Source organism: uncultured Chitinophaga sp., assembly GCF_937898475.1.
Taxonomy (GTDB): domain Bacteria; phylum Bacteroidota; class Bacteroidia; order Chitinophagales; family Chitinophagaceae; genus Chitinophaga.
The window spans coordinates 112,941-138,742 of the sequence record NZ_CALEJS010000025.1; the positions used below are offsets into that span (position 1 = coordinate 112,941).

The 25,802-nt window shown below is 48.0% G+C and carries 14 protein-coding genes; 7 read left to right on the forward strand and 7 right to left on the reverse strand.

What is annotated here, in order from left to right:
• Positions 1 to 147: 147 nt before the first annotated feature.
• Positions 148 to 522, forward strand: a complete 375-nt coding sequence (locus Q0577_RS16665) for a hypothetical protein (RefSeq protein WP_298738183.1) — start codon at positions 148 to 150, stop codon at positions 520 to 522.
• Positions 523 to 671: 149 nt separating this feature from the next.
• Here the strand turns inward: Q0577_RS16665 and Q0577_RS16670 are convergent, their stop codons facing one another.
• The 7 genes from Q0577_RS16670 to Q0577_RS16700 form a co-directional block, all read right to left on the reverse strand.
• Entirely contained in the window at positions 672 to 2,072 is a 1,401-nt protein-coding gene (locus Q0577_RS16670) for a sialate O-acetylesterase (protein ID WP_298738185.1), read from the reverse strand.
• Positions 2,073 to 2,136: 64 nt separating this feature from the next.
• Positions 2,137 to 4,317 (reverse strand): GH92 family glycosyl hydrolase, encoded by a 2,181-nt coding sequence (locus Q0577_RS16675; RefSeq protein ID WP_298738186.1) that lies wholly within the window; start codon positions 4,315 to 4,317, stop codon positions 2,137 to 2,139.
• 102 nt (positions 4,318 to 4,419) lie between these two features.
• Positions 4,420 to 5,994, reverse strand: a complete 1,575-nt coding sequence (locus Q0577_RS16680; RefSeq protein ID WP_298738187.1) for a SusD/RagB family nutrient-binding outer membrane lipoprotein — start codon at positions 5,992 to 5,994, stop codon at positions 4,420 to 4,422.
• Between the two features lie 25 nt (positions 5,995 to 6,019).
• Positions 6,020 to 9,328 (reverse strand): SusC/RagA family TonB-linked outer membrane protein, encoded by a 3,309-nt coding sequence (locus Q0577_RS16685; RefSeq protein ID WP_298738189.1) that lies wholly within the window; start codon positions 9,326 to 9,328, stop codon positions 6,020 to 6,022.
• A 778-nt stretch (positions 9,329 to 10,106) separates the two neighbouring features.
• Positions 10,107 to 11,684, reverse strand: a complete 1,578-nt coding sequence (locus tag Q0577_RS16690; RefSeq protein ID WP_298738191.1) for a SusD/RagB family nutrient-binding outer membrane lipoprotein — start codon at positions 11,682 to 11,684, stop codon at positions 10,107 to 10,109.
• 8 nt (positions 11,685 to 11,692) lie between these two features.
• The gene (locus tag Q0577_RS16695) at positions 11,693 to 14,776 is read right to left on the reverse strand and encodes a SusC/RagA family TonB-linked outer membrane protein (RefSeq protein WP_298738193.1); all 3,084 of its coding nucleotides are present in this window, start codon (positions 14,774 to 14,776) and stop codon (positions 11,693 to 11,695) included.
• Positions 14,777 to 15,207: 431 nt separating this feature from the next.
• Positions 15,208 to 16,236: a substrate-binding domain-containing protein gene (locus Q0577_RS16700; RefSeq protein ID WP_298738194.1), complete on the reverse strand. Its 1,029-nt coding sequence runs from the start codon at positions 16,234 to 16,236 to the stop codon at positions 15,208 to 15,210.
• 336 nt (positions 16,237 to 16,572) lie between these two features.
• Here Q0577_RS16700 and Q0577_RS16705 point away from each other — a divergent pair, with 336 nt between their 5' ends.
• From Q0577_RS16705 to Q0577_RS16730, 6 genes are all read left to right on the forward strand, one after another.
• Complete coding sequence (locus Q0577_RS16705; protein ID WP_298738195.1) at positions 16,573 to 17,448, forward strand: AraC family transcriptional regulator; 876 nt, start codon at positions 16,573 to 16,575, stop codon at positions 17,446 to 17,448.
• A 179-nt stretch (positions 17,449 to 17,627) separates the two neighbouring features.
• The gene (locus Q0577_RS16710; protein WP_298738196.1) at positions 17,628 to 18,143 is read left to right on the forward strand and encodes an RNA polymerase sigma factor; all 516 of its coding nucleotides are present in this window, start codon (positions 17,628 to 17,630) and stop codon (positions 18,141 to 18,143) included.
• A 49-nt stretch (positions 18,144 to 18,192) separates the two neighbouring features.
• Positions 18,193 to 19,215, forward strand: a complete 1,023-nt coding sequence (locus Q0577_RS16715) for a FecR family protein (protein WP_298738198.1) — start codon at positions 18,193 to 18,195, stop codon at positions 19,213 to 19,215.
• Between the two features lie 77 nt (positions 19,216 to 19,292).
• Positions 19,293 to 22,745, forward strand: coding sequence for a SusC/RagA family TonB-linked outer membrane protein (locus Q0577_RS16720; protein WP_298738199.1), 3,453 nt, complete (start codon positions 19,293 to 19,295; stop codon positions 22,743 to 22,745).
• 27 nt (positions 22,746 to 22,772) lie between these two features.
• Positions 22,773 to 24,374: a SusD/RagB family nutrient-binding outer membrane lipoprotein gene (locus tag Q0577_RS16725; protein ID WP_298738200.1), complete on the forward strand. Its 1,602-nt coding sequence runs from the start codon at positions 22,773 to 22,775 to the stop codon at positions 24,372 to 24,374.
• Positions 24,375 to 24,405: 31 nt separating this feature from the next.
• On the forward strand, positions 24,406 to 25,716 hold the full coding sequence (locus Q0577_RS16730; protein ID WP_298738202.1) for a deoxyribodipyrimidine photo-lyase: 1,311 nt from the start codon (positions 24,406 to 24,408) through the stop codon (positions 25,714 to 25,716).
• The last annotated feature ends 86 nt before the right edge of the window (positions 25,717 to 25,802 follow it).

Consider the following 25,802-nt stretch of genomic DNA (forward strand, 5'->3'; position numbering starts at 1 on the left):
TGTCTTCATAGCGTTTGCACTTGCAAGTGTTATGAAGACAATTTTATTTGAAAATTAGCAAAGATTAGCAGTCACGCCAATACGAAAAAACACTTATATTCGTCAGGATATTTAACCCTTTTATTTGTAATCTAATAACCATTATCTATGAAAAGATTATTCCCTATTGCATTGATGTTATGCCTGTTTGTTTCACTAACCAGTTTTGCGCCGGTACAGCCAACAGGTATCCCGGCTAAAAAGAATGTCTTTGTAACATTCCCTATAACCGGCCAAACCGGCAGCACGGTGGGTCTTTTAGATTATGAGATCAGCGGAAGTAGCGGTGTACCTTCCAACATTACGTTTTACCTTGCCGGTACTTCAACGGTAGTTGTATCCAAGCCGTTTACTGTCTATCCCAGCAGTCCTAATTCATGGATCGCTACTGATCTGAGGTCTACCACCGGCATCACTGCTGTGATCTATCATGCTACGTCCTGGTGGCCCAATTACGCGATCGAGATCATCAGCCCGTTCTAAATAGCTTTGTGTAATGATGGCGGCAGCATTTGCGATGCCCGCCCGCATCAAAAAACCTTCCCGGAAATGGGAAGGTTTTTATTTTACATAAGCATTGTTTCCTGTGTATGCTTATGCATAAGACGGTAATTATCGTTTATACCACTATGCTAGTCATTCCAATCATCGGTTCTGAAAGATGAAGCAGGCAGGCCTTCTGTGTTGAACAGCGTACCCACTACCCAGGAATGAAACGCATAACGAACAGCTACCGGGTGCTGCACTTCATTACTTTTAACAAAAACACCGCTATTAGTGATCCATGCATCAGCAGGATGAAACACCTTATCAGCGCCCGCTACTTCAAATTGTGACAAAGGCTTGCCAAAAGTACTAAGGCCGTTGGCGGCATAGTCAAATGAAAGTTTCACGGTATCCGCCGCTACTTCCATAGCCTTATAGACGGGCCCTGAATAAGGAATACCTTTATAGCCGTATGTTTTGGCCAGTGCCCAGTATAAGAGGCGTTTAGCGATGATGGTCTTATCCGGCGGGTGGATATTGCTTTCCATACCAACGTCCATACTTACCGCCATGCCAGCATTGGGTATTTCAGGCAGCGCTTTGAGCTGCGCTTCTCTCAGCAGGCAGGTTTGTCCTTTATCACCCTTATAGGTATAGGGTGCGATCTGTACGTAATAGAAAGGCCACTCGCCGCAGTCCCAGGCTGCTCTCCACGCCTTCACCATGGCAGGCAACAGGCGGCGGTATTGCGCAGCACGGTCGCGATTAGATTCTCCCTGGTACCAGAGCATTCCTTTTATTGTATAACCCACCAGGGGTGTTACCATTCCATTATATAAAGCGGTGGCATCATTTCTGTCCGGTTGCTGCGTTTCGGGGGAAGGTATCTTTATTTCGCCGGCAAAGGGCTGTAAACTCTGCTCATCCATCCATGCTTCGATCACAGTACCGCCCCAGGTAGTTTCTATAATACCTACGGGCACTTTCAGTTTTTCATGCAGCATCTTCGCAAACTGGTAACCTACAGCACTGAATCCCGCAACACTTTCGGCAGTTGCCGCTTGCCAGGATGCATTACAGGTGCTCAGCGGCTTCCTGGACGCCATGCGGGGCACATTGAACAAGCGTATCTGGGGATTTTCCGCTTCCATCAGCAGATCAGCGGTATGAAGCACCGGCTGGTTCCGGAAACCTTTGACCGGCATTTCCATATTCGACTGGCCGGAGCATAACCATACTTCGCCAATGAGGATGTTCTCCAGCTTTAGCGGCTGTCCGTCTGAAATACTGATCTCATAAGGACCACCCGCTCCGGGTGTCTGCACTTTTACTTTCCAGGCGCCATCTGGTCCTGCCTTTACAGCATAGGTCCGTTTGTTCCAGGAGGTGGTAACCGTTACTTTAGCGTTCGCGGTGGCGGTTCCCCAGAGGGCCGCTTCAGATTGTCTTTGCAGCACCATGTTGCTGCCGATCACTGATGGAAGGGTAACGCTGGCGGATGCATTCAGTGACAGTACAAGAAACAGGAAAATGATGAACTTTTTCATTAGTGGAATTGAATGATTAACAATTAGCTTCAAAAATTAGTAATAAAACCGGCGCTATGCAAGCCTATTTCAGCCAGATATCAAAACGGCCGCCGCTAGTCAGTTGGCGATGCGTAATAAATGGACTCTTAAGCTGCACGCCGTTCCATATCACACGGTCTATATAGGCGGCCTGTGCGTTTGGTTTATGTACGGCGATCAGGGTGGTTCTGTTACCGGGCAATTGCACACTGATGCTGTCAAACAATGGCGCGCAAAGCGCGTAGTTACCGGATACGGGATCTACCGGATAAAGGCCCATGGCAGCAAATACGTACCAGGCAGACATCTGGCCTGCATCATCGTTACCGCTCAATCCACCGGGACCATCTGCATACTCTGTTTCCAGGATACGGCTTACCTCGCGCTGCGTTTTCCAGGGCGAGGCCGTATAGTTGTAGAGGAAAGGTATCTGGTGGCCCGGTTCGTTACCGTGCCAGTATTCTCCTTTTTCAAAAAGGCTGTCCAGCGCTGCTTCCAGCTGCGGCATTCCACCCATCAAAGCTGCGAGGCCGGTTATATCATGCGGGACGTAAAAAGTATACTGGCGGGGTGTGCCTTCTGTGATGAAAGACATTTTCCGGTCGGGATCAAAGGGCGTATACCAGTTCCCGTTGGCATAGCGTCCTCTCGTAAAACCGGTAGTAGTATCAAAAACATGGCGGTAATTTTTGGCCCGCTGCATCAGCAAAGCATAGTCTTCTTCCTTGCCAAGCGCTTTGGCCATCATGGCAAGGGCATAGTCATCATAGGCGTATTCAAGCGTGCGGGACACCTGTTCTTTTTTATGAAAAGCGTCTGGCACACTGTCTTCCAGGGGAACATAGCCATATTGCAGGTAAGATGCCAGTGCACGGCGGCCTTTACCATCCCGGTATTCGGCACTGGGCGGCGTTTCAAATGCATTGCGGCGCATCAGTGCGTAAGCGCTAAGTACATCGAAACTGTTAATCCCCTTCAGCCAGGCAGAGGCGATAAAAGCGATGGAATGATCGCCAACCATGGCACCAGTGTAGCTATTCCAGCAGGGAAAGATCGGCAGCCAGCCGCCCTGTTGTCCTTTGCGGACAAGAGAAGCCGCCATGTCATTCACTTTATCCGGGAAAAGTATTTCCAGCAGTGGCAGCTGCGCGCGGTAGATGTCCCACATGGAAAAATCATCATAATAGTCTGCTTCCTTCAGTTGTCCCTGTTCGTACTGGTGTGCAAACAGGGGATATGTTCCATCCACATCATTGAACAAACGGGGATGTTGCAGGCTATGGTAAAGAGCGGTATAAAAAATACGCTTTTGTCTTTCATCCCCGCCGCGTACCTGGATCTGCCGCAATGACTTTTCCCAGATGAAGGCGCATTGCATCCTGACGGCTGCCAGGTCCCAGCTGCGGATCTCTGCCTGCAGGTTCCTGCGGGCGGCAGCAATGCTGGTAAAGGAAGTGCCCACGCGGACACGCACCCGCTCTCCTGCCCTGGCCTTAAAGCCGATATAAGCGCCGTTGTTGAATGTACCTTTTACATTGAACGGCCGCTCTACCTGTATTACAAAATAGCCGCTGAAACCAGCGGCTTGTCCCCAGCCCTGGTAAATGCGGTGAACAGGGTTATAACCGCTGATCTCCCGCAAGGCGGTATCTATTGTTACATACCCTTCCTGCTGATCGCTGTTGGGCATTACCAGCAGGTAGAAGCTGTCTGCCTTTTGCACGGTGAACTGCAGCAGGCTGCTGCGGGTAAGGGCGGTCATCTCCGCATTGATGCCGTAGCGGTTCAGCTTTACCTGGTAGTAGGCTGGTGCAGCTGTTTCTTCCTCATGGGAGAAAGGCGCAGCAAAATCAGCCGGCTGCGTGCGCAGGGGGCCGGTGATGGGCATAATGGTAACACTGCCATAGTCCTGTGTGCAGGAGCCGCTGAGCCAGTGGGTACCCCGGAAACCGCTCAGCTTTTCATCTTTGTAGTAGTAGGGAGCCAGGCATTTTTGCTCACTGGTGCGGGTTTGCGGTGTCCACTGCGTCATGGCGAAGGGGGTGCCTACAGCCGGTATGGTATTGGCAAGGCGTTCGGTGCCCTCACCGTGCTTCAGGGCGGCAGCAGTGGTACTGTTGGCAGTGCCGGTCAGCGGTTGCACATAGTGCAGCAGCAGCTTGGATTGCGCCTGTAGTATACCGGCGCTCAGGATGGAAAATAATATGGTAAGGCGAAGCTTCATAGCGTTAAATGCACAAAATACATCATCCGGATGTAAAAAAAAGTCCCGGGCATAAGCCCGGGACCTGTCATAGCTGTATTATAGGTATAGGAATAAAGCAGTTTATGGCATCCAGAATATCTTAGTGTACGCTTTATCTTTATCAGCCACTTTCGCATAATTTTCAGCGTTCCTACTACGTTCATTTGCAGGATACTGTATACGGTATGCGGGTGTAGGCACAATAGCAGAACTGGGATCGGTTGGGAACCAAAGTTTGGGATAACCGCTTCTTCTCATTTCAGCCCAGGCCTGGTTATTCTGCATTACATGGAAATTCACCCATTTCTGCAGACCAATCTTATTCAGGTTAGTTTCTCTTACTGTACCATACGCCACCAGCGGATGAGCCAGCAGTAAAGTAATCTCACTTTCTGTGTACGGAGTCTGGTGCGTACCATACTCGCTTAGTTCATGGATTCGGTAATAGTAAACAATGGACTGGCGGATGCCCAGATCATAATATGTCTTAGCAGATCCACCACCCCATCTTTCATAAGCTTCAGCCTTCAGAAAATTCACTTCCGCAACCGTAAAAACGATGCCGGGGAAGAACTGATTCTGGACAAATGTAGTACTGTCCATTACAGAAACAAGCCTGTTGCTGATCATACTATCCTGTTGAGCCCTGTTCATTGTCTTAGGCAGACCCTGATATATTCCATTCTTGTTCTTTGTATAGAAGATCCTTAACCGAGGGTCGCCTGACGGCTCCAATAGAGAATCTACCATGTAATCAGGTGCATAGTTGCGATTTTCATTGAACGCATTACGGAGATCGCTAACCAGATCCGGCTTGCCGGCGGTCAGTTGCACATTATCAGTATTATTGTCGCTGAGTACCGGGTATAAAGTGGGATTACCCAATATTTCCTGTACTAGTATTCTTGCCCTGGTTTCATCCACATAGGATATACGCATTGCCAAACGCAGTAAGAGAGAATTGGCATAACGGCGCCACTTCAGCAGGTCACCTTTCAGCAGAATGTCCTGTTTGGTCAATTTGCTCAGATAAAATGAAGACGGCTGAACGTTAGCCAACCATTCACTGATGGCTTTGAGGTTAGTGAGCGCTGAGTCATATACATCTTTAGCATTATCATAGGAAGGCAGTACCAACTCACCGGTAGCGTTTAGAGCACCTGCTTTAGAAAAGGGAATATCACCCCACATGTCCACCATTTGTATGGCCTGGTCATAAAGGAATATGCGGGCGGTCTGCATGAACAGCTGGTAACCTTGTCTTTCTGCATCTGATTCAAGCGCATTATAAAGCTTTTCCATTTCACGATAGTTTGACAAAGGAGATGTCCAGTTACCTCCGCCGGGATTTGCTGTATAAAAATCATCCCAACGGTCCTGCAGATAGCCTCCAGGTTGTTCATACCTGCGGCCATCACTGAAAGTACCAGTTGTTTGAGTATATGCGCCAAGGGTGGAAGAAACAAATGTCCACAGATTCCAGTAATCAGGAAACACCCTCCTATTTTTGAAGACACCGGTATACAAACCGTCTATGGTAGCTCTTGTAGACTTTTCAGGGTTGTAATATTTACTGTCGAAAGACGACTTTTTACACGCTGAAATAAAACCAAGCACCGGGGCCAGCATTAATATTATCAGAATATTTTTCTTCATGTTTTTCAGTTTTTTGGCTTGTCAATTAAAAGCTCAATTTCACATTTGCGCCGATTGTTCGAGACGCAGCACTTGTACCGCGATCAATACCCTGGCTTACAAAGCTGGTACCTATACCCACTTCAGGATCGAGGTTAGGCAAGGTTTTATAGAAGTAAAACAGGTTACGTCCAAAAAGCCCTACAGTCAGGTGCTGTACTTTTGCTTTGTTGGCAAGCCTTACTGGTAGGGTATAATTCAGTGACACCTCACGCAGCTTAATGAAATTGTTGTCATACACTGCAGTTTTATAAGAGTTAGTGCTGGACCCACCTGCATAATTGCCCCAGGTATAAGTGTTAAAGTAATATTCTCCGGCGGTGATGATTTTCTCATTCTTTTTACCGGTTGCATCAACGCCTTCCAGTATGATACCGTCATCGTATTTCGTTCCACCCGGAATAGGAGTAAGGCTCCTGCTTTCGGCCCCAGTGGCATCCTCGTAGTAAGTTAAACCACCACGGGCAGCATCCCGATACTGTAATGTGCTCTTAAACATCCCGGCGCCGGTAGCGTAGTAGTTGGTCGGTGAAAGAATCTGGCCTCCCCAACGGAAGTCTATCAGAAAGTTAAGGTTCCAGTTCTTATAACGAACATTGTTGCCAAGGCCGCCTACGAGGTCGGCCTGGATGTTACCAACTTTCAGGCGGGTGTCGAAATCACTGTCGTATAAACCTCTGTCATTAACTATATAGTTACCGTCTGCGTCTTTTTTATAATCCCAAACGATGATATCACCCGCTGCCTGGCCAATGTTAGCTACTATCTGTGCAGATCCACCATCCAGGTCTAACAGCATCAGCTGGTCTAGTCCGCTTGTCAAACTTTTAAGCTTGTTCCTGTTATGTGCGATAGTACCACGGATGTTCCATTCAAAATCCCTTTGAGCGATCGGAGTAGCATAAATAGCCGCTTCTATACCGTAGTTGTTCAGATCCCCGACATTCTGCCAGATGTTTCTGGCGCCGGTAGAAGTAGGTACGTCCATCTTCGCGATCTGCCCTTTGATCGTATTGTTATAATAAGATACGTCAAAGCCCAGACGGTTCTCATACATTTTGGTTTCCCAACCTACTTCAAACTCATGCTTAAACTCCGGCTTTAAACCATCATTACCATATTCGTAGTTGGCATGCATATAGCCCACAGAGTTAACAGAAGTACCAGTATACACAACATTTGCCCTGTACAGATCGGGAGGTGTTGCGGCCACACCGTATGATGCCCTGATCTTGCTGTAGTCAATAAAATTGGGCAAGCGTAACGCACGGCTCAGTTCCAGTGAAAGGCTTACGCTTGGATAGAAATAAGTGTTGTTGCCCGGGGCCAGTGTGGAAACTCTTTCATAACGGCCGGTACCTTCCAGGAACAGGAAGTTGCGGTAACTCAGGCCGAGGATGCCAAATACACCATCCTGAAGGTAGGAAGTTCGCCTGTTCCGATCTTTTCCTTCAACCGCACTTTTCGAAGCGTTCATAGTAAACCAGTTTTCCTGTAACAGGCCATCTTTTGTTTCCATCAGGCTGTAGCGGTTATCCTGTTTACGCGCCTGGTAACCTAAGCTGGCATTCAGGGTGAACTTGGAAGAAAGGTCTTTGTTATAAGATAACAACAGATCACCATAAGCAATGCTATACTGATTGCCAGCAGTACCGTACATGCCGGATTCACCGAATGCGAGCGGATACTCTGAATAGTTTTTAGTTTCTGAAGTGTACCCGGTAAAGTCGTTACCCATACGACCGCGGAATTTCAGTCCTTTTCCGAAATCATAGTTCAGGGTAAAGCTGGATATTACACGGTTAGATCTTTCATCATAACTATTCTTCAGCTGCTTCCAGAGGAAGTCCATAAAGTCATAGGCACGGATATTTACTTTCAGTGCTTCTTCTGGGTCTTTCTGGGTTTCATCAAATCTTACCCATTTATATCCTTTGGAAGTCTGATATTTTTTCATATAAACATCCATATCATCTGCTGCGCTGAAGAAACCACCATAGTTAGCAGTGATCCGGTTGATCTGCTCGGGGCGGTTATGGACAAACTCATTTACATAGGTAACCACCACGTCAGTACTCAGCCTATTATTAACTTTATAGGTAGTGTTGAAGTTAAAGGTGTTCTTCTCCTGTTTACCACCGATCTGTACACCTTTATAATCGTTACGTGTATACGAGAAACGATAATTTACCTTTTCGTTTGAATTACTTAACGCTATGTTAGCTATTGAGCTGTAACCCGTCTGGTAAAACTTCTTCCATACATCATCGTGTGCTACATATTTAACCATGCTGCCATCCCAGTATAAAACCTCTCTTCCATCGAATTTAGGACCAAACTGACCTTCTGCACGATAATTGGGCCTTACATCGCCGATACCATCACCAGTCACATCATTAGTCAACCATCCTTCGGCATTTGTGCCGTAGTCAAGCATGCTCTGCAGACGGGGACGGCCAGGACCGTATTCAGTCTGAATATCAGGCAGCACAGATGCCTTTTCTATACCATAAGAATAGTTGAAGTCAACACCCAAACCTGCTTTTCTTGAGCCGTTTTTGGTAGTGATCATTATTACGCCGTTACTTCCGCTGGAACCATACAATGCTGTTGCGGCAGCACCTTTCAGTATATCCACATTCTGGATGTTGTCAGGGTTAATGTCCAGCAAGCTATTACCGCGAATACGGCTATCTACGTCATAACTTTCAATATTCACCTGGTCAGTACGAATAGGTACACCGTCCACTACGATCAGCGGCTGGTTATCACCATTGATCGAGTTCAGGCCCCTGATCTTGATTACAGCGGCACTGGTACCACCACCAGGTGCAGTCTGAATGCTTACACCGGCAGCTTTACCATATAATGCAGAGGCAAAGTTCGTAGGATTAGCTTTTTGAATATCCTCGCCAGATACGTTAGAAACTGCATACCCCAGCTTACGGCGTTCTCTTTTGATACCCATAGCTGTTACCACCACTTCATTCAGGCCGCGGCTGTCCTGGGTCATACGGATAGCCAATGACACACGGCCATTTAAGGGCACATCCTGTTTTAAATAACCTATATACGTGAAAACGAGTGCTCCCTCAGGGTCGGCACTCAGTCTAAAAGCACCATTCTGGTCTGTCAGCGTACCGTTGGAAGTATTTTTTTCCTGTACACTCACACCCACCAGCGGGCTTCCTTTTTCATCCTGCACGATACCAGCTATGGTTTTCTTTTCCTGTGCCAAAACAATATTGGTGCACAAAAGGAAAAGTACCGCGCAAAAGAGGAGCGATCTTTTCATTTTACTCTTTTTTAGATTAATACTTATAGTGTTGAAAGCGGTTATATACGATCAATGATTGGCATAGTTTATCTGCATCCTGTTTGGATGATCATCTGTTGGCTAACAATAGTTATTCGCTGTTTCGCACCAGGTCTACATTTCAGGCATAAGGAATAATTATTGCCGCACGCTTACGCGTTATGCAACGCCTGGTTCATGTTACAAGAGAAGGGTAAATTTTTTTCATACTCATAGGTTTTCATTAGGTTTTAAAAAGGGAATCCAACTGTTGGCACTACTAACAAAACAGGCTTTTCAGCGGATATTCATAGTATAGTTTTTACAACAAAAAGGTATTATAATATGATGTAATATAGTAATTTATTGAATAATAGTAAAAATTATTATATGTCTGTCACTGTTGTCCCTTCAGGGCTAATCATTGTCTCTGGCAAAAACCAGCGCTTTCCTAACCTATTCCTGTTTAATGTGATACTCCCAATACCTGGCCGTATAACTGCACTATAACCCAATACATCTAATTAAGTCTTATGATAAAAGAACATTAATCATTTATGATTGATTATTATACAGTCAGTTAACGACACCCAAACATAGATAAATTTTTTATAATTTACAAGGTTATACCATCATTTTCAACAAAATGTTAAAAAAGCCATGGCCGGTGATCCATCGTCCATAGCATATCCGTAAACAGGCAGATAGTTTGCCTTACCGTACATGTTATGGACGATGGAGCACCGGCCATGACCTATAAATCCACTAAACCATCTTGCTATTTATCCCACCACACACGGGAAGTAAGCAGATCTGCGGCAGGCGTGAGGCGGCTTACGCCATCCCTGTAGTTGTCCGCATTGCTTAACTGCTCCGTAGACAGATAGATCATCCGCCGGGGAATAGTACCGCCGGTTATATTACCGGGATACACCACCGGCGTCAGTTTCGGATAACCAGACCTGCGCCAGTTACTCCAGGTTTCCGTAAAATTGAAGATCGTTGCCGCCCAATATTGGGTATTGATCTTTTCCAGCGCTGTTTCCACCGAAGATTCGTCTAACGGGTGCGCTGCTACGTAATCCTGGATATCATTGGGAGCAATGGCAGCTGCAGCATCAAACTGCGCCATCTGCTGCATAGCGCCTGCTACCCCGTTGGCGTAGTGCTGCGCTGCGGTACCAGGCACATTCCAGTTACGGATCTTTGCTTCTGCCAGCAGCAGTTCAGATTCTGCATAGGTGAGCACAAAATCAGTTCCATTACGTTTCATAAATACATTTACACGCGGGCGGGAGTATTTACCCAGCGGGGCAATGTCCCCACCTGTACCTGTGCCGCCGGGATAGTCTGCCCGTTTACGGATATCCGTTGCACCGCCCAGCAGATCATACCCATTGGGTAAGCCTATCTGCATACTGGAGTCCGTATTACCGGTAAGTGTCTCATTGCTGTTGTTGGCCAGGCCTGCGGGAGGAACCTCCCCTATCACGCCCAGGCGGGGATCATTATTGGCCCTCAGGAAATCAATAAAGGTCTTGCTCCAGCGTACTTCCCTGAAATCATCGCCCGTAAGCAAAGCGTTGGAAGTATTGTCCTGCGCCTTGGTAGCATCGCATATTACATAAGCGTTATCATTAACACCACTTAAAGTGCCGCCAGCAGCTGCTTTCTCAGCCCATTGCTGCGCGGTAGCAGGGTCTGCCTTTGTTAAGCGCATGGCTACACGTAGCATTAATGAATAGCCGAACCTTTTCCATTTGGCAATATCGCCTTTATAGAAAAGGTCGTTCACCGGCGCCGGTTGCGAGGGGTCCAGCGCAGTAATAGCGGTATCCAGTTGCTTCAGCATTAGGTTATAGATATCCTGCTGGCGGTCGTACTTGGGTTTGGTGATCCCTTCTTTTGCCCGGTTTGCTTCTGTGTAAGGCACATCGCCATAAGCATCCGTACAACGCTGCAGGATCAGCACATACATGATCTTGCCAATGTTATACAGGTTTACATCCTTGTCTTTCGTAAGCCGCATCATCTCGTAGATCCTGCTGGAATTGGAATAACATTCTGAAAAGATCCTGCCCTGGTAATCAGTAGAGCCGCCGGTATTTATATACTTGTCTCCATTGCCATAATAGTTGAAGGTAGAAGCCAGTATCTGTATGCTGGTGCTGGGATATAGCAACTGCGAATAACCCGGACTGGCAAAGTTATACTGTGCAAAACTAAGCAGGGAATTAGGATCAAAATTCTCTTCTGTACCCTGCGTTGGATCTGTATTGATCTCGTCGAATTTCTTTGTGCACCCTGTCAGCAGTATCACCGTCACGATGCCGATATATAAACAAATCTTTTGCATACTCATTACTACTTTTTGAATTTAAAGTTCACATTCACACCATAGGTCCGTACAGCCGGTAGGTTGCCGCCTTCCAGGCCCGCCGCCTTTATATCAGAAGAGAAGCCTGCTTCCGGATCAATATTGGGTGTACGTTTCATGATGGTCCAAAGGTTCCTTCCCACCAGAGAAACAGCAATAGCCTGGAAGGGCGTGTGCTCAAACCATGCAGTGGGGAATGTGTATCCCAGGGTCACCTGCCGCAATTTGATAAAGCTGCCATCCAGAACAGACAAAGCGGAGATATTCTGTGCCAGCTGGGGATAATAATTGTAAGCGGCTACGTTGGTAGTGTTGGGCGCTCCGCTTTCTGTTACACCGGGCGCAACTACACCTGTTTCCCTGCCGTCCAGTGTCATCTTGTTAAGACCATCTACTATTGAATAATAGTTGGTGGCGGAGAGGATCTTGTTGTTATACTTGAAATCTATCAGGAAAGACAGGTTGAAGTTCTTATACGCAAAATCGTTGTTTAAACCGCCGAACACATTGGGCAGCGCAGAACCCATCGGTTTGAGATCGCCACGCTCAGGAATGCCGTTATCGCCAATGATCACATTGCCTTTATCATCCCGCTTATAATCATACGCCAGGATCTGCGCTATAGGCAATCCTTTTACAATAGCCACATTGCCGTTGCCAGGCCTGTAGGCAGTCAGGTTAATAGCTGCAGGATTTTCCGTACCATCTATATCCACTACCAGGTTCTTCACGTAGGTAATATTGAAGGAAGCGTTCCAGGTGAATGATTTGGATTGTATGGGCGTGCCGCTCAACATTGCTTCCACACCGCTGTTACGGGTTGCACCCAGGTTGAGCGTTTGCGTAAGGAAACCGGATGCGTTGGAAATGCTCGCAGAGATAATCTCTCCGTTGGTTTGACGACGGAAATAGGAGACATCAAGACCCAGCCTGTTCTGCAGGAACTTCAGCTCTGTACCAACTTCAAATTCCTTAAGGCGGTAAGGCTGCAGATCAAGGTTGGGCAGGTTATCGTCAAAGGTGCCCAGCGGCTGACCGTTAATGGTATTGGATATCTTATAGTACTGCTGCGTTTTATAAGGCTGCGCCTCACCGCTGGTTTGCGCGAAGGAAGCACGCAATTTACCAAAGCTCAGGAAAGGGAGGTGAGTCAGCTCAGAGAAAATAAAGCTACCGGTTACTGACGGTGTAAAAATTCCCCTGTTATTGCTGGGTAAAGTAGAGAACACGTCATACCGGCCGGTGGTTCCGATGTTCAGAAAACCCTTATAGGTGAAGTCTGCAGTATAATATGCTGAATTTGTCTGCAATTCCTGGTACAGGTAATTGGATGCCAGGTTAGTGAGGTTAGACGGCACATACAGGTAAGGTATAATGAACTGGCTGCCGTTCATGCCCACGTTCTGATCTACCCATTTGCGAATGTTACCACCCACGGAGAAATCGCCTTCTATATCTTTGGTGATAGACCTGTGCGCACCTATCAGCACATCTGTATTCAGTTCTGATATCTGCCTTTTGGAAAGATCATTCAGCTTGCCGGTACCACCGCTGCTGTAGGCAGTGCCCCATGGTTCTACGGTAAGATAATTTTCGTTGGTAAGATCGTATCCTACACGGGCCTGTGCATACAACCAGTCAGTAAAGTCGTAACGTGCGGCTACGGCGCTGATCAAACGCTTTCTGTCAATATTATTTACAAACTGGTTCACTACGAACCATGGATTGGTCTTGTAAATATCATCGGTATATACGATCTCCGCTCCTCTTTTGCTGGCGTCGTATCCCGGTTGCAAAGCCAGCTGATTTACGTTGGGCGCCAGCAGGGTGATGCCGTAGTTAGCGTTCTGGGGTGCATCACTCAGCCATGGCCTGTTCTTATTTGTCTCGTCCACATAGTTCGCCATTACCGTAATTTTCAGTTTATCCGTTACCTGCTGGTTGAGGTTCAGATTGACAGTTTTCCTGTCAAGGCCACTGTTCCGGAGTATAGACTGGTTGTTGACATTGGAAAGTGAGAGACGGAATGCGCCGGTTTCCCATCCGCCGCTGGTAGAAACCGTATTGGTGAAAGTGGGCGCCAGGCGATAGAATTTCTGGATGTTATCAGTAACCGGCGAATAAGGATACTCTTTCCCATCCAGCTGTATGGTTGGTTTGCCATCCAGTTTCTCGCCCCAGGCGCTGATACCTGTTCTTGCTGCCATAGCGGCGTCTGTAGGACGTTGGCCCTGTGCACCCTGTCCATATACATACTGAAAGTCAGTATTGTTCACCGCCTGGTCAAATTGCAGGTTGGTATTGTATTCTATGGCCAGTTTGCCGCCCTTCTTACCACTCTTGGTGGTGATCAGGATCACGCCATTGGACGCCCTGGTACCATATAAAGCCGCGGCGGTGGCGCCTTTAAGCACTGTCATATTCTCTATATCATCAGGATTGATACTGCTGATACCATCGCCTTTATCTGCGCCGCCGTATTGGCCGGCGGTGCCGCGGTTGGTATTATCCATCGGCACACCGTCAATTACAAACAGGGGTGAGCCTCCGTTAAAACTGGTAACCCCTCTCAGGTTGATACGGGCAGAAGAGCCCGGGCCACCGCTAACACCGCTTACATTCAGGCCGGCTACACGGCCTTCCAGCGAGTAAGCAACGTTAGACTCCCTGGCCTTATCCATCAGGTCGCCGCCTACTTTACTGACCGCGTAGCCCAGTTTGCGTGATTCTTTCTGGATACCCAATGCCGTTACTACTACCTCTCCCAATCCTTTGGTATCAGGCGCCAGCTTTACGTCCAGTGCTGACTGGCCGTTCACGGGAATCTCCCGGCGTCCAAAACCTATAAAGGTAAAAATAAGCGTAGCGCCGGGTCCTGCCTGAATGGTAAAAGCGCCTTTAGCGTCTGTAACGGTACCATTGCTGGTACCTTTCTCCTGTACGGTAACACCTTGCAGTGCACTCCCTGTGGAGTCCTGCACGGTTCCTGTAATTGTTTTCTTTTCCTGTGCTGAGACAATAGCATACCCCAGCAGCATGAGGAAAGCGCATAACAATAGCGATCTCTTCATTTTCTGTGTTTTTTAATGAATAGTTAAATAGGTGATGAAATAAATCCCCCTGGCGTATGTTCAATACGCTTTACATGCAGTAGTCCTGGTTAGATTTGTTTTCGATGTTTGTTGTACTACGCGCGGTTTCCGTTCATGCGCATGGTCATTTCCGATTTACATATACATGGTCCGATTTTTTTTATTTAACGGTTATACGTTCATACGTGTTAGTCACAGGTAACATAACGCTCATTGTCCACACTAAAACCATTTAGTATAGGCATCAAATAAAAAAAGAACCCGCAACACACACATTTCATTGGTAGTTCACTAGGTTCTTTTAATTAGTTGTTAAACTTAGATAAAAAAATTCAATTACCAAATTTCAAATTTCAGATTTCCATTTTTTAGCTGCTGGTTCCCGGTTTTAGAATTTGGAATTTGATATTTCATTTATTGTTTTCTTCTCTAATGGAAGACTGGCGTATTTCAAGTGTAGGTGATAATACTAAATGATGTGATGTGTTGGAAGCATGGTTCAGTTCTTTCATCAGAACATCCACTATCTGCCGTCCAATTTCCCCGATAGGTTGGGAGACACAGGTGATAGAAGGGCTATGCAGGCGGAACAGGTCATGATCATCAAAGCTTACCATGCCGACGTCGGCCCCTATACGAAGACCGAGTGAGCGGATACTTTCGATACCGTATATTCCAAGATAGTTGGTTGCGAAGAAGATGGCGTCCACTTTTGTGGCCCTAAGAAATTTGGTGATCTCCTGCGTGTGTCCTGCCCGGTCCAGGTCAAAAGGCAGTTTCTTCACAATGGTCTTATTGAAGGTGATACCGTGTTTCTTCAGTGCGGCCGCAAATCCTTCCATACGCTGCTTCATCTGCACCTGGTCTGACGTGGTGGTAATGATCGCTATTTTCTTATACCCCTGGGCAATAAGGTGGCTGGTGGCGGCAAAAGCACCCTGGTAGTTATCCACCACTACGTAGTGGGAATCCACGTTGGGCAGGTAGCGGTCCATCAGTACTACCGGCTTGCGCACCATTTTCAGGAGTTCGATCTCCTTTTCCATGTTCTTGGTGGGGGTAATAATATACCCATCCACCTGCCGGTACTTCAGTACCTCCAGCAGTCCCCTCGCCTTTTCACTATTGTCTTCCGTACTGCCGTACAGCACCTTGTATCCATGCTTGTCGGCTTCATCCTCCACCACTTTCGCCACATTCGCCCAGAAGTTATTGGCAATATCCTCCACGATCAACCCCAGGGTTTTAGTCTTACCAGTACGTAAGCCCCTGGCCAGCTGGTTAGGTTTGTATTTAAGCTTGTTGGCAATTTTAAGTATCTTTTTGCTAACCTGATCGCTGATCCTCTTCTCCTTAGCCTTGCCGTTCAGTACAAAAGAAACAGTAGTAGGAGACACCCCCGCCTGTTTGGCGATGTCCTTTATAGAAATTCCTTTCATCCGTCTAGTATAATCTGGTTATAATATAGTTTGTGGTCCGGGTGTGCCTGAATCTCCAACTGAGCACGGGTACAAGCCGCTCAATCGATTTAGCCCTGTGTAAAATACAAAATTAGTTGTCAAAATTACAATAGGCTTTACAATAGCTAAATTACAGGAAATGATATTTTTTTAACCAAAAATTAATAAATTGGCATCAATCACAGGAAAGATTCCCGCGGGGGGCGGGGAAGGGTGTTTGACCAACAGGAGTGTAAAACGATCATTCTGCCGCCAGGAAGTTCCATTAAGGACAGTAAAATATACATTTTTTCAAATGAAACCGAGCATAAACGGATGAAACCCATCCTCATTAAAGTTGGCGCTTTTGCCGACAACCAGATCACCATTATAGAGCGTTGTGATCCGTATTTTAATACACCCTTCCATTTTCACCCGGAATGCGAGCTGGTATATGTTACCGAAAGCAACGGCAAAAGGATTGTAGGAGACAGTATTGAAAGCTTTGACGTAGGCGACATGGTGTTCCTCGGGCCTAATATCCCTCATGTGTGGTATAATGAAGAAGAATATTACAAAGGCGTGGAGCAGCTCAAAGCCCGGTCTGTAGTAATCTACTTCCCGAAAGACATCTTTGGCGACAAATTCTACGGCCTGCCGGAGACCAAAGCCCTTTCCGAGCTGTTCCACCGTGCCCAGCGGGGCATGAAGATCATCGGCGAAACCCATGACAAACTAAAAGACGAAATACTGGCTCTTCCCAAAAAAGAGGGGCTGGACAGGATCATTTCCCTGCTGAACATCCTGAAAACGCTTTCCGAAACCAAAGATTTCTATTTCCTGGCCAGCACCGGCTATTCTCATGCCTTTAATATTAAGGATAACCATAAGATAGACGAGGTATTCAAGTACGTGATGAACAACTTTTCCAAGGAAATATCCCTGCACGACGTGGCCAGCATCACCAACCTCTCTCCTCAGTCTTTCTGCCGCTTCTTTAAGAACCGCACCAAAAAATCGTTTGTGCAGTTCCTGAACGAGGTCAGGATCGGGCACGCCTGTAAACGGCTGACCGAAGAAGACTGGTCGATCGCGGAGATCGCCTACTCCTGCGGGTTCAAGAACCTCTCTAATTTCAACCGCTTCTTTAAGGAAATAGTGGGTAAGACACCTAAGGAATATAAAAATGAACTGAGACTCAAGGAAGCATGAAAGATTAAATTTAAACCCTTTTTTCTTTTTACTTTTTTACTTTTTACTTTGAAAACATTATCCTAATTTTCATTCCACGGTAGTATAGGAAAAAGCGCTGTTATCGTTTTTATCAACCATTTCTTGTACCTGTAATTGCCCTGATGTACAGCAACTATCCAGATCAACAGTTACTTAACTTGCTGAAAGCCGACAATGTTGCGGCTTTTAACGCCATCTATGACCGTTACAGCAAACCTTTGTACCTGTATATCCTGAGCAAGCTGGAAACCAGTGAGATCAGCAAGGATGTACTCCAAGACCTCTTTGTTTCCCTTTGGGAAAAAAGAAAACAGCTGCAGATCAGCGAGTCGCTCAAATCCTACCTTTACCAGGGCGCCAGGCATAAGATCATCGATATTTACCGGAAGAACAGCTCTTACCGCAAATACCTCCAGCAACTCATTGAACATTTTGACGCTCAGCCGGAAAATATTACGGAAGCCGTTGATTATAAGGCCAAAAACCAGGAAATACTGGAGGCCATCAATCATTTGCCGGATCGCATGAAGGAAATATTTATGCTAAGCCGCCTTGAGCATCAATCCATTGAACAAATTGCACAAAGGTTGGGGCTTTCACAGCAAACCGTCAAAAACCAGATCACTAAAGCGCTTAAAATTCTGCGCTCACATACAGAAACAGGCAACGGGTAGTACCAATAAACCGCTTGTACGACTACTTGTAAACCTTAAATGAGAAACGGTGGATACAGAACATATTAAAAATATACTGGAACGCTATACGAAGGGGCAATGCACAGCTGAAGAATCCATAGTCATTGAGCAATGGTTTGAAGGCGTTAACAGGCATAGTTCGCCCCCCGTGCCCGACGAAGATCTGTCCCTGCAGCTGGAAGCGGTAAAGCAGAGCATACAGGAAAAGATACAGGTGCCCCGCTCCCGCCGGCTGCGCCCCTTTTACTATATAACCGCTGCCGCCAGCCTATTGCTGGTTACCGGCGCCTGGTTGTTTACATACCTGAAAACATCCCGCATTGCTGCACCCGCCACAGCGCCCATGGCAAAAACCTCGCCGGTCAAAAGCAGCCGCAGCGTAAAGAACGGCTTTGTGGAGCTCAGTACGGCAAAAGGCGCTACCGAGCGTATCGTGCTTGCTGACGGCAGCACCATTGTGCTGAACGCCTCCAGCCGCATCCGCTATCCGCAACAATTCTCTGCCGCCGGCAGAGACGTTTACCTGGAAGAAGGAGAAGCGTTCTTCACGGTAGCCCCCAACCAGGAAAGTGCCTTTACCGTGCACACAGGCGATATTCATACCACTGCCCTGGGCACCACCTTCAATATCAGGGATTATGCCCATGAAAACCGGATTACCGTAGCCCTGATCAGCGGCAAAGTGAAGATAGACCGAACCCATAACGGCGCCGCGGGTGGTAAGGCAGTGATATTAATGCCCAATGAACAGGTACATTATGATATGCAATCCCTTGAGCTGGTAAAATCCACCTTTACCAGGCCGGAAGAGATCACCGGGTGGAAACAGGGTTACCTGGTATTTAAAGATGCGTCATACAATGAAGTTATAACCGAAATTGAAAACCGGTACGGAGTTACCATCATCAACCAAAGTGACAAAAAGGAATGGAAGTACACGGGCTTCTTCAAAGAGGAAAGCCTCCGGGATGTGATAGAGACCATATGCCTTGCCAAGTCCCTTTCTTATTCTATCAGCAACGACACCATCGTGCTGAAAAACAGCCGTTAGCGTTTAGCCATTAGCTCTTAGCCCTTGCCAACTCTAACAGCTAGTAGCTAGAAGCCGACTGCCAATAGCTTACACAAATGCCCACGACCGTAAGATCATACTTCCGCCTGGCAGGTATGACTGCCGGCCTGCTGCTACTGCTGCTGCCGGTTGCGGGCGCTGCTTTACCTATACTCGTGAGCATCGACGCACGGAACAAACCGCTGGAGGCAGTTATGACGGAGATTGCCAGCCAGACAGGCCTGAACTTTCACTATGATAAAGCAGACCTGAGCCAGCAACTGAAAAAGAAAATAACCCTTCACTGTAGTAAAACCCCCATAGAAGAAGTACTGGCACTGCTAAGCCGCCAGACAGGGCTCAAATTCCTTTTAAAAGAAGACAAGATCATTGTAGGAGCAGCCGCCGGAACCATTGCAGATACCGGGCTGCAAACACTTTCCCTGGCCGAAAAAGAGGTTACCGGACGAATATCCGACCCACAGGGCCGTCCCCTGGCAGGCGCCACCATACTGGTAAAAAATAGCACCAGGGGCACACAGGCCCTGGCAGACGGTACCTTTTCCATTAAAGGTACCGCAGCTGACGTGCTGGTGTTCCGCTCCGTAGGTCACCTGCATAAAGAAGCCGCCATCGGCGATAATAACGAATTCCATATCACCCTGGAAGAAAGTGTTAAAGGGCTGAACGAATTTGTGGTAACCGCCCTGGGTATTTCCAAACAAACCAGTGAACTTACCTACGCTACCCAGCAGCTGAGCAATGAAGACCTGGCCCGCGTAAAAGATGTGAACGTGATCAACAGCCTCTCCGGCAAAATAGCCGGCGTCAATATCTTCCGCAGTGCGTCCGGTATTGGCGGCTCTGCCAGGGTGATCCTCAGAGGTAACAAATCTACCCGCGAGAATCAGCCTTTATATGTCATAGACGGCGTACCCATGGCCAACTACACGCCTTCCCAGCCGGCCAATATCTGGGGAGAATCCTCCAGCATTGTAGGCAACAGCGGACGCGATGGCGGTGACGGCATCTCCAACCTGAACCCCGATGATATTGAGACCATCAGCGTACTCAAAGGCGCCTCCGCCGCCGCCCTCTATGGCAGCCAGGCTGCCAACGGCGTAATTGTGATCACTACCAAGAAAGGCCGTCCCGGCAAAGGGCACATCAGCCTTTCTTCCGATCTTAGCATCGAAACACCCATGCATCTACCCAAACTGCAATACCGCTATGGGCAAAGCATCCGGCCATATACAGATGATAAAGGGAATCCCCAGCCGGGTTCGGCAGATAGCTGGGGCGCACCGGTAAATGCGCCGGAGCATGTGAAGCCCTTCTTTAATACAGGCGTTACCTTTACCAATTCTCTTTCTTTCAGCGGCGGTCTGGATAAGGCGCCCTCCTACTTCTCCTACTCCAATACCACCAATAAAGGCATACTGCCCAACAGTAAGCTGGACCGTCATACTTTCAATTACCGTGGTTCACTGCGACTGCTGGATAACCGCCTGCTGATTGACGGCAACGTTACCTTCATGATGCAGAAAGCCTTGAACCGCTCTGCCAGCGGTCTTTATTTCAACCCGCTGACAGGTGTATATAATTTCCCGAGGGGACTTGATTTTGCAGCCTATAAACAATATGAATATTTCGACACTTCCCGCGGGCTCATGCTCCAGGACTGGTGGAACATCCGTAACGATAGGGAATGGATAGGCCAGGATGATCAGCAGAACCCCTACTGGCTCCTGTACAGAAGCCTGCGCGAAGAAGACCGTACCCGCAGTATGGGATCTCTCTCCCTGAAATACCAGCTGGCCAGCTGGCTGAGTATACAGGCCCGGGGTAGTTTTGACCGCTCTTATGACCAGTATGAGCTGAAAGCCTATGCAGGTACCCAAACGGTATTGTCGCCGCCTAACGGCCGGTATACACTGGAAAAAGAGACCAATACCCAGCTGTATGGAGATCTCATACTGAGCGCCGCCCGTAAGCTGAATGATCGAATGCGCCTGTCGGCCACCCTGGGCACCAGCATCATGGATGTAAAGGCGCATGACAGAACGCTGATCAGCACCAATCAGAATGCCAACCCGGGCCTCAGTATTGCCAACCACTTCTCTGTAGCAGATATTTCCAGCAAAGCCCTCGACGCGCAGCAATACATTGAACGTAAGCAACTGCAGGCCATATTTGCCAGCGCACAACTGGCCTACCGAAATTATCTCTTCCTGGACCTGACAGGCCGTAACGACTGGTCAAGCGCCTTCGCCTACACACCTATCGCAGGCAAAGGATACTTCTACTATTCCACCGGGGTGGCGGCCATTCTGAGTGAAATAATGAAATTGCCGGCAGCAGTTAATTTTGCCAAGCTGCGCGTTTCCTATGCCAAAGTAGGCAATGATATTGCGCCATATATGTCAAATCCCTCCCGTTTCACCTTACAGACGATAGCCGGTGTCACCAGGATCGCATTCAACACACGCGCACCCTACCCCGGCGTATACCTGAAACCGGAAGACAACCGCTCTGTGGAAGCAGGTGCAGAAGTACGCCTGCTGGACAGCCGCATTAACTTTGACCTTACCTGGTATAAGAACAATAACTACCAGCAGTATATGGAAGTACCCGCACCCCCTGGCAGTGGTTACCTGTTCTACTCCACCAACCTGGGCAACATACAGAATACGGGGTTGGAAGCTACTATAACGCTGGTGCCCATACGCACAAAAACATTCCGTTGGCAGTCTGCTGTCAACTACAGCTTTAACAGGAATAAAGTAATCAGGCTGACCGATCCCGACATACCCGGAGCCGGGCCGGATAACTATTTCATCCTGACCGATTTCCAGACCAACATGTACGGTTCCTTCATCAAGGAAGGCGGCTCCTGGGGCGATATCTACAGCAATAAAGAACTGTACAGGAATGATAAAGGCCAGTATGTAATAGATGGCGACGGCCACCTGAAAACCAATAAAGACCTGCTGAAGAATGTAGGCAATCCCAACCCGCGCTTTACCCTGGGCTGGAATAATACCCTGGACTATAAGGGACTTAGCTTCAGCTTCCTGGTAGACGGCAAGTTTGGCGGCAAGGTGATGAGCATTACACAGGCCATCCTGGATGAATATGGGGTGAGTGAAGCCAGCGCCCGCGCCCGCGACAACGGCGGTGTGGCACTGAACGCCGTGAACGAGAACGGCGAGCCCTTCTCCGGTAAATACGATGCACAGAAATACTACAATACCATAGGCGGCCGCGCAGGTATCGGCGAACTGTATATGTACGATGCCACCAATATCCGCCTGCGGGAAATATCGCTCAGCTGGCAGCTGCCCATCCATGCTAAATGGATACGGCACCTGCAGGCTGGCATCACAGGCAGGAACCTTTGCTTCTTTAAACTGCATGCGCCATTTGATCCGGAAGTATCCATGAGCTCCGGTAACGGCCTGCAGGGTATTGATGTATATGGCCAGCCTGCATTAAGAAGTATTGGAATGAATATCAGGGTGGGATTTTAAGCTAACAAGTGAAATTTAATTAGTGAAATGTGGTTTGTACAAAATATGTTCAAACGTGTGATACTGGTATCCTTCATGTGTGAGGTGCTGTGCGGCGCATGCACCAAAAACTTCGAGGATATTAACAGGAACCCTTATGACTTTAATGAGGATGAACTGAAGCCCGATCTGAAACTGCTGGGCGAACCGCTGGTGCAAACCATGCTCAGCATCATCGTCAGTAATGACCCTGCCACAGCGCAGGTACAGCAAAACCTGATAGGCGACATCTACTCCGGTTATATGATGACGCCCACACCTTTTGAATCCAACCGTAACAATACTACCTACGATCTGCTGGATAACTGGAACAATAAAGTATGGACAGTGGCCTATGGCAACGTCATGCCTAACTGCAGATTTGTACAGGAAAAATCCAAAGGCCTGTATTCCGATTTCTACGCATGGGCCCAGCTGCTGCGCGTAGCCGCCATGCATCGCGTCAGTGATGTATTCGGCCCGGTTATCTATACTAAATATGGCGTGATCAATCCAGACCGCAGCATAGATTACGATACACAAGAAGAGGCCTACAACGCCTTTTTCTCAGACCTTGCACAGGCTATCGACACGCTTACCTCCTATGCTGTGCAGCATTACAACAGCAACTTCACAGCATTTGACCTGGCCTACGGTGGCGACTATTCAAAATGGGTAAAATTCGCCAATACCCTGCGCCTGCGGCTAGCCATCCGCATCTCGGCGGTCAGCCCCGAAAAGGCGCGCACAGAAGGTGAAGCAGCTTTAAATCACCCGCTTGGACTGCTCAGTACCCCCGCAGATAATTTCAGCATCAACATTAACCCGGTATCACACCCGTTATATGTGATCTGCTACAAATGGAACGATATCCGCATGGGCGCCCCCATGGAGTCTATCATGACCGGCTATCACGACCCCAGGCTGCCCTGCTACTTTGCATGCTCAGACCCACGCGATTCTTCGTATAACGGTATACGTAATGGTGTGAACATTACCAGCCGCGATACCTACAGCGGCTTCTCCAAACTGTCTGTACGCCAGTTTGCCGATAACAGGATCCAGCTGATGACTGCTGCTGAGGCCTGGTTCCTGAAAGCGGAAGCTGCACTCTACGGCTGGAAGAATGCAGGCGATGCAGGCCGCAACTATGAGAACGGCGTTCAGGCCTCCTTTGCACAATACCAGCTTAACAGCTATTTCCCGGCCTATATCAGCAATCATTCCTATAAGCCCAAACCTTATACAGATCCCAGGAATGCTGTCAACAATATACCTTCCGGCAGCGCATACCTGAGCAGGATCACTATCCAGTGGGAAAAGAACGCACCCACAGCCGAAAAGCTGGAACGCATCATTACACAAAAATGGATTGCCATGTTCCCCGAAGGGGAAGAAGCCTGGGCTGAATTCCGCCGAACCGGCTATCCCAGGTTATTCCCCGTTGTAGTAAACTACAGCGGGGGAAAGATCCCTACAGACAAGTTCATCCGCCGTATCAGCTTTCCACAGCTGGAATATGCCACCAACCCGGCCGGCGTTGCAAGAGCAGTTAAGGCCCTTGGCGGTCCGGACAATGGCGGAACTCCCCTATGGTGGGACAGGCAATAAGGCGTACCTTTAAGAAAACCATACCACGCTTATGGATGTGAACGTTTTCTGGTTCCGCCGCGACCTGCGGCTGGAAGATAATGCAGGATTATATCACGCACTGAAAAAAGATAAACCCGTATTGCCCGTCTTTATCTTTGATACCGATATCCTGGACCAGCTGGATAATAAAGCAGACCTCCGCGTGGAATTCATTCACTCCGCCCTTGAAAAGCTGCAACAGCAGCTCACAGAAAACGGCACTACACTGGAAGTTTATCATGGTAAACCTTTACAGGTATTTAAACAACTGCTCTCAACATACAACATCGGTACCGTATTCACCAATCACGATTACGAACCCTATGCCATTGCAAGGGATAATGCAGTACGTAAATTACTGCAGGATAACGGCGTTGCTTTTGATACCTTCAAAGATCAGGTGATCTTTGAGAAGAACGAAGTGATGAAGGATGATGGCAGACCATACACCGTGTTCACACCTTACAGCAAACGCTGGCTGGCCACACTGGATGATCACCATACCGTAGGTTACCCGGTAAAACGGCACCTCAGCAACTTTTTTCATCAGCCCGCAAAACAGCTGCCTTCCCTGGCATCCATCGGGTTCAGGCCAGGCAGCCAGCCCTTTCCGGATGCCATACCGGATGACAACACTTTACGGCAATACGAAAAGCAACGCGATTTTCCGGCTCTCGAAGGCACCACCAGGATAGGTGTGCACCTGCGCTTTGGCACCATCAGCATCCGCGATCTTGTACGCCGGGCAGCAGCACTGAGCCCCGTTTACCTGAAAGAGCTGGTATGGCGCGAGTTTTACCAGATGATCCTCTGGCATTTTCCCCATGTAGGACAAGGCAAGGCTTTCAGACCGGAATACGATCATATCAACTGGCGTGATAATGAAGCGGATTTTGAACGCTGGTGCAATGGCACTACCGGCTATCCTATTGTGGATGCAGGTATGCGCGAACTCAGCGCAACTGGTTTTATGCACAATCGCGTGCGCATGATCACTGCCTCCTTCCTGTCCAAACACCTGTTGATAGACTGGCGCTGGGGCGAGGCCTGGTTTGCTGAAAAACTGCTGGACTATGAGCTGGCCTCCAATAACGGGAACTGGCAATGGGCCGCCGGTACCGGTTGCGATGCAGCGCCCTATTTCCGGATATTCAATCCCACCCTTCAGGCAAAGAAATTTGATCCTAAATTGGAATATATCAGGAAATGGATACCAGAACTGAATAGCCTTGATTATCCACAACCGGTTGTAGCGCATGAATTTGCCCGTCAACGTTGCCTGGAAGCATATAGTAAAGCACTGAAAAATGTGTATCCATAAAAATACATAAGCCAACGAAGCCGGGCAGCCCTGATATTATAATCAAAAAAGTTTTCCGGCACGATAGTACTTCCTTTCTTTTTGCA

Coding starts and splice junctions, on each gene's coding strand:
- Q0577_RS16725 (WP_298738200.1), top strand. CDS start 22,773: ATGTGGTTTGTACAAAATATGTTCAAACGTGTGATACTGGTATCCTTC.
- Q0577_RS16665 (WP_298738183.1), top strand. CDS start 148: ATGAAAAGATTATTCCCTATTGCATTGATGTTATGCCTGTTTGTTTCA.
- Q0577_RS16670 (WP_298738185.1), bottom strand. CDS start 2,072: ATGAAAAAGTTCATCATTTTCCTGTTTCTTGTACTGTCACTGAATGCA.
- Q0577_RS16690 (WP_298738191.1), bottom strand. CDS start 11,684: ATGCAAAAGATTTGTTTATATATCGGCATCGTGACGGTGATACTGCTG.
- Q0577_RS16675 (WP_298738186.1), bottom strand. CDS start 4,317: ATGAAGCTTCGCCTTACCATATTATTTTCCATCCTGAGCGCCGGTATA.
- Q0577_RS16680 (WP_298738187.1), bottom strand. CDS start 5,994: ATGAAGAAAAATATTCTGATAATATTAATGCTGGCCCCGGTGCTTGGT.
- Q0577_RS16700 (WP_298738194.1), bottom strand. CDS start 16,236: ATGAAAGGAATTTCTATAAAGGACATCGCCAAACAGGCGGGGGTGTCT.
- Q0577_RS16695 (WP_298738193.1), bottom strand. CDS start 14,776: ATGAAGAGATCGCTATTGTTATGCGCTTTCCTCATGCTGCTGGGGTAT.
- Q0577_RS16730 (WP_298738202.1), top strand. CDS start 24,406: ATGGATGTGAACGTTTTCTGGTTCCGCCGCGACCTGCGGCTGGAAGAT.
- Q0577_RS16705 (WP_298738195.1), top strand. CDS start 16,573: ATGAAACCCATCCTCATTAAAGTTGGCGCTTTTGCCGACAACCAGATC.
- Q0577_RS16685 (WP_298738189.1), bottom strand. CDS start 9,328: ATGAAAAGATCGCTCCTCTTTTGCGCGGTACTTTTCCTTTTGTGCACC.
- Q0577_RS16720 (WP_298738199.1), top strand. CDS start 19,293: ATGCCCACGACCGTAAGATCATACTTCCGCCTGGCAGGTATGACTGCC.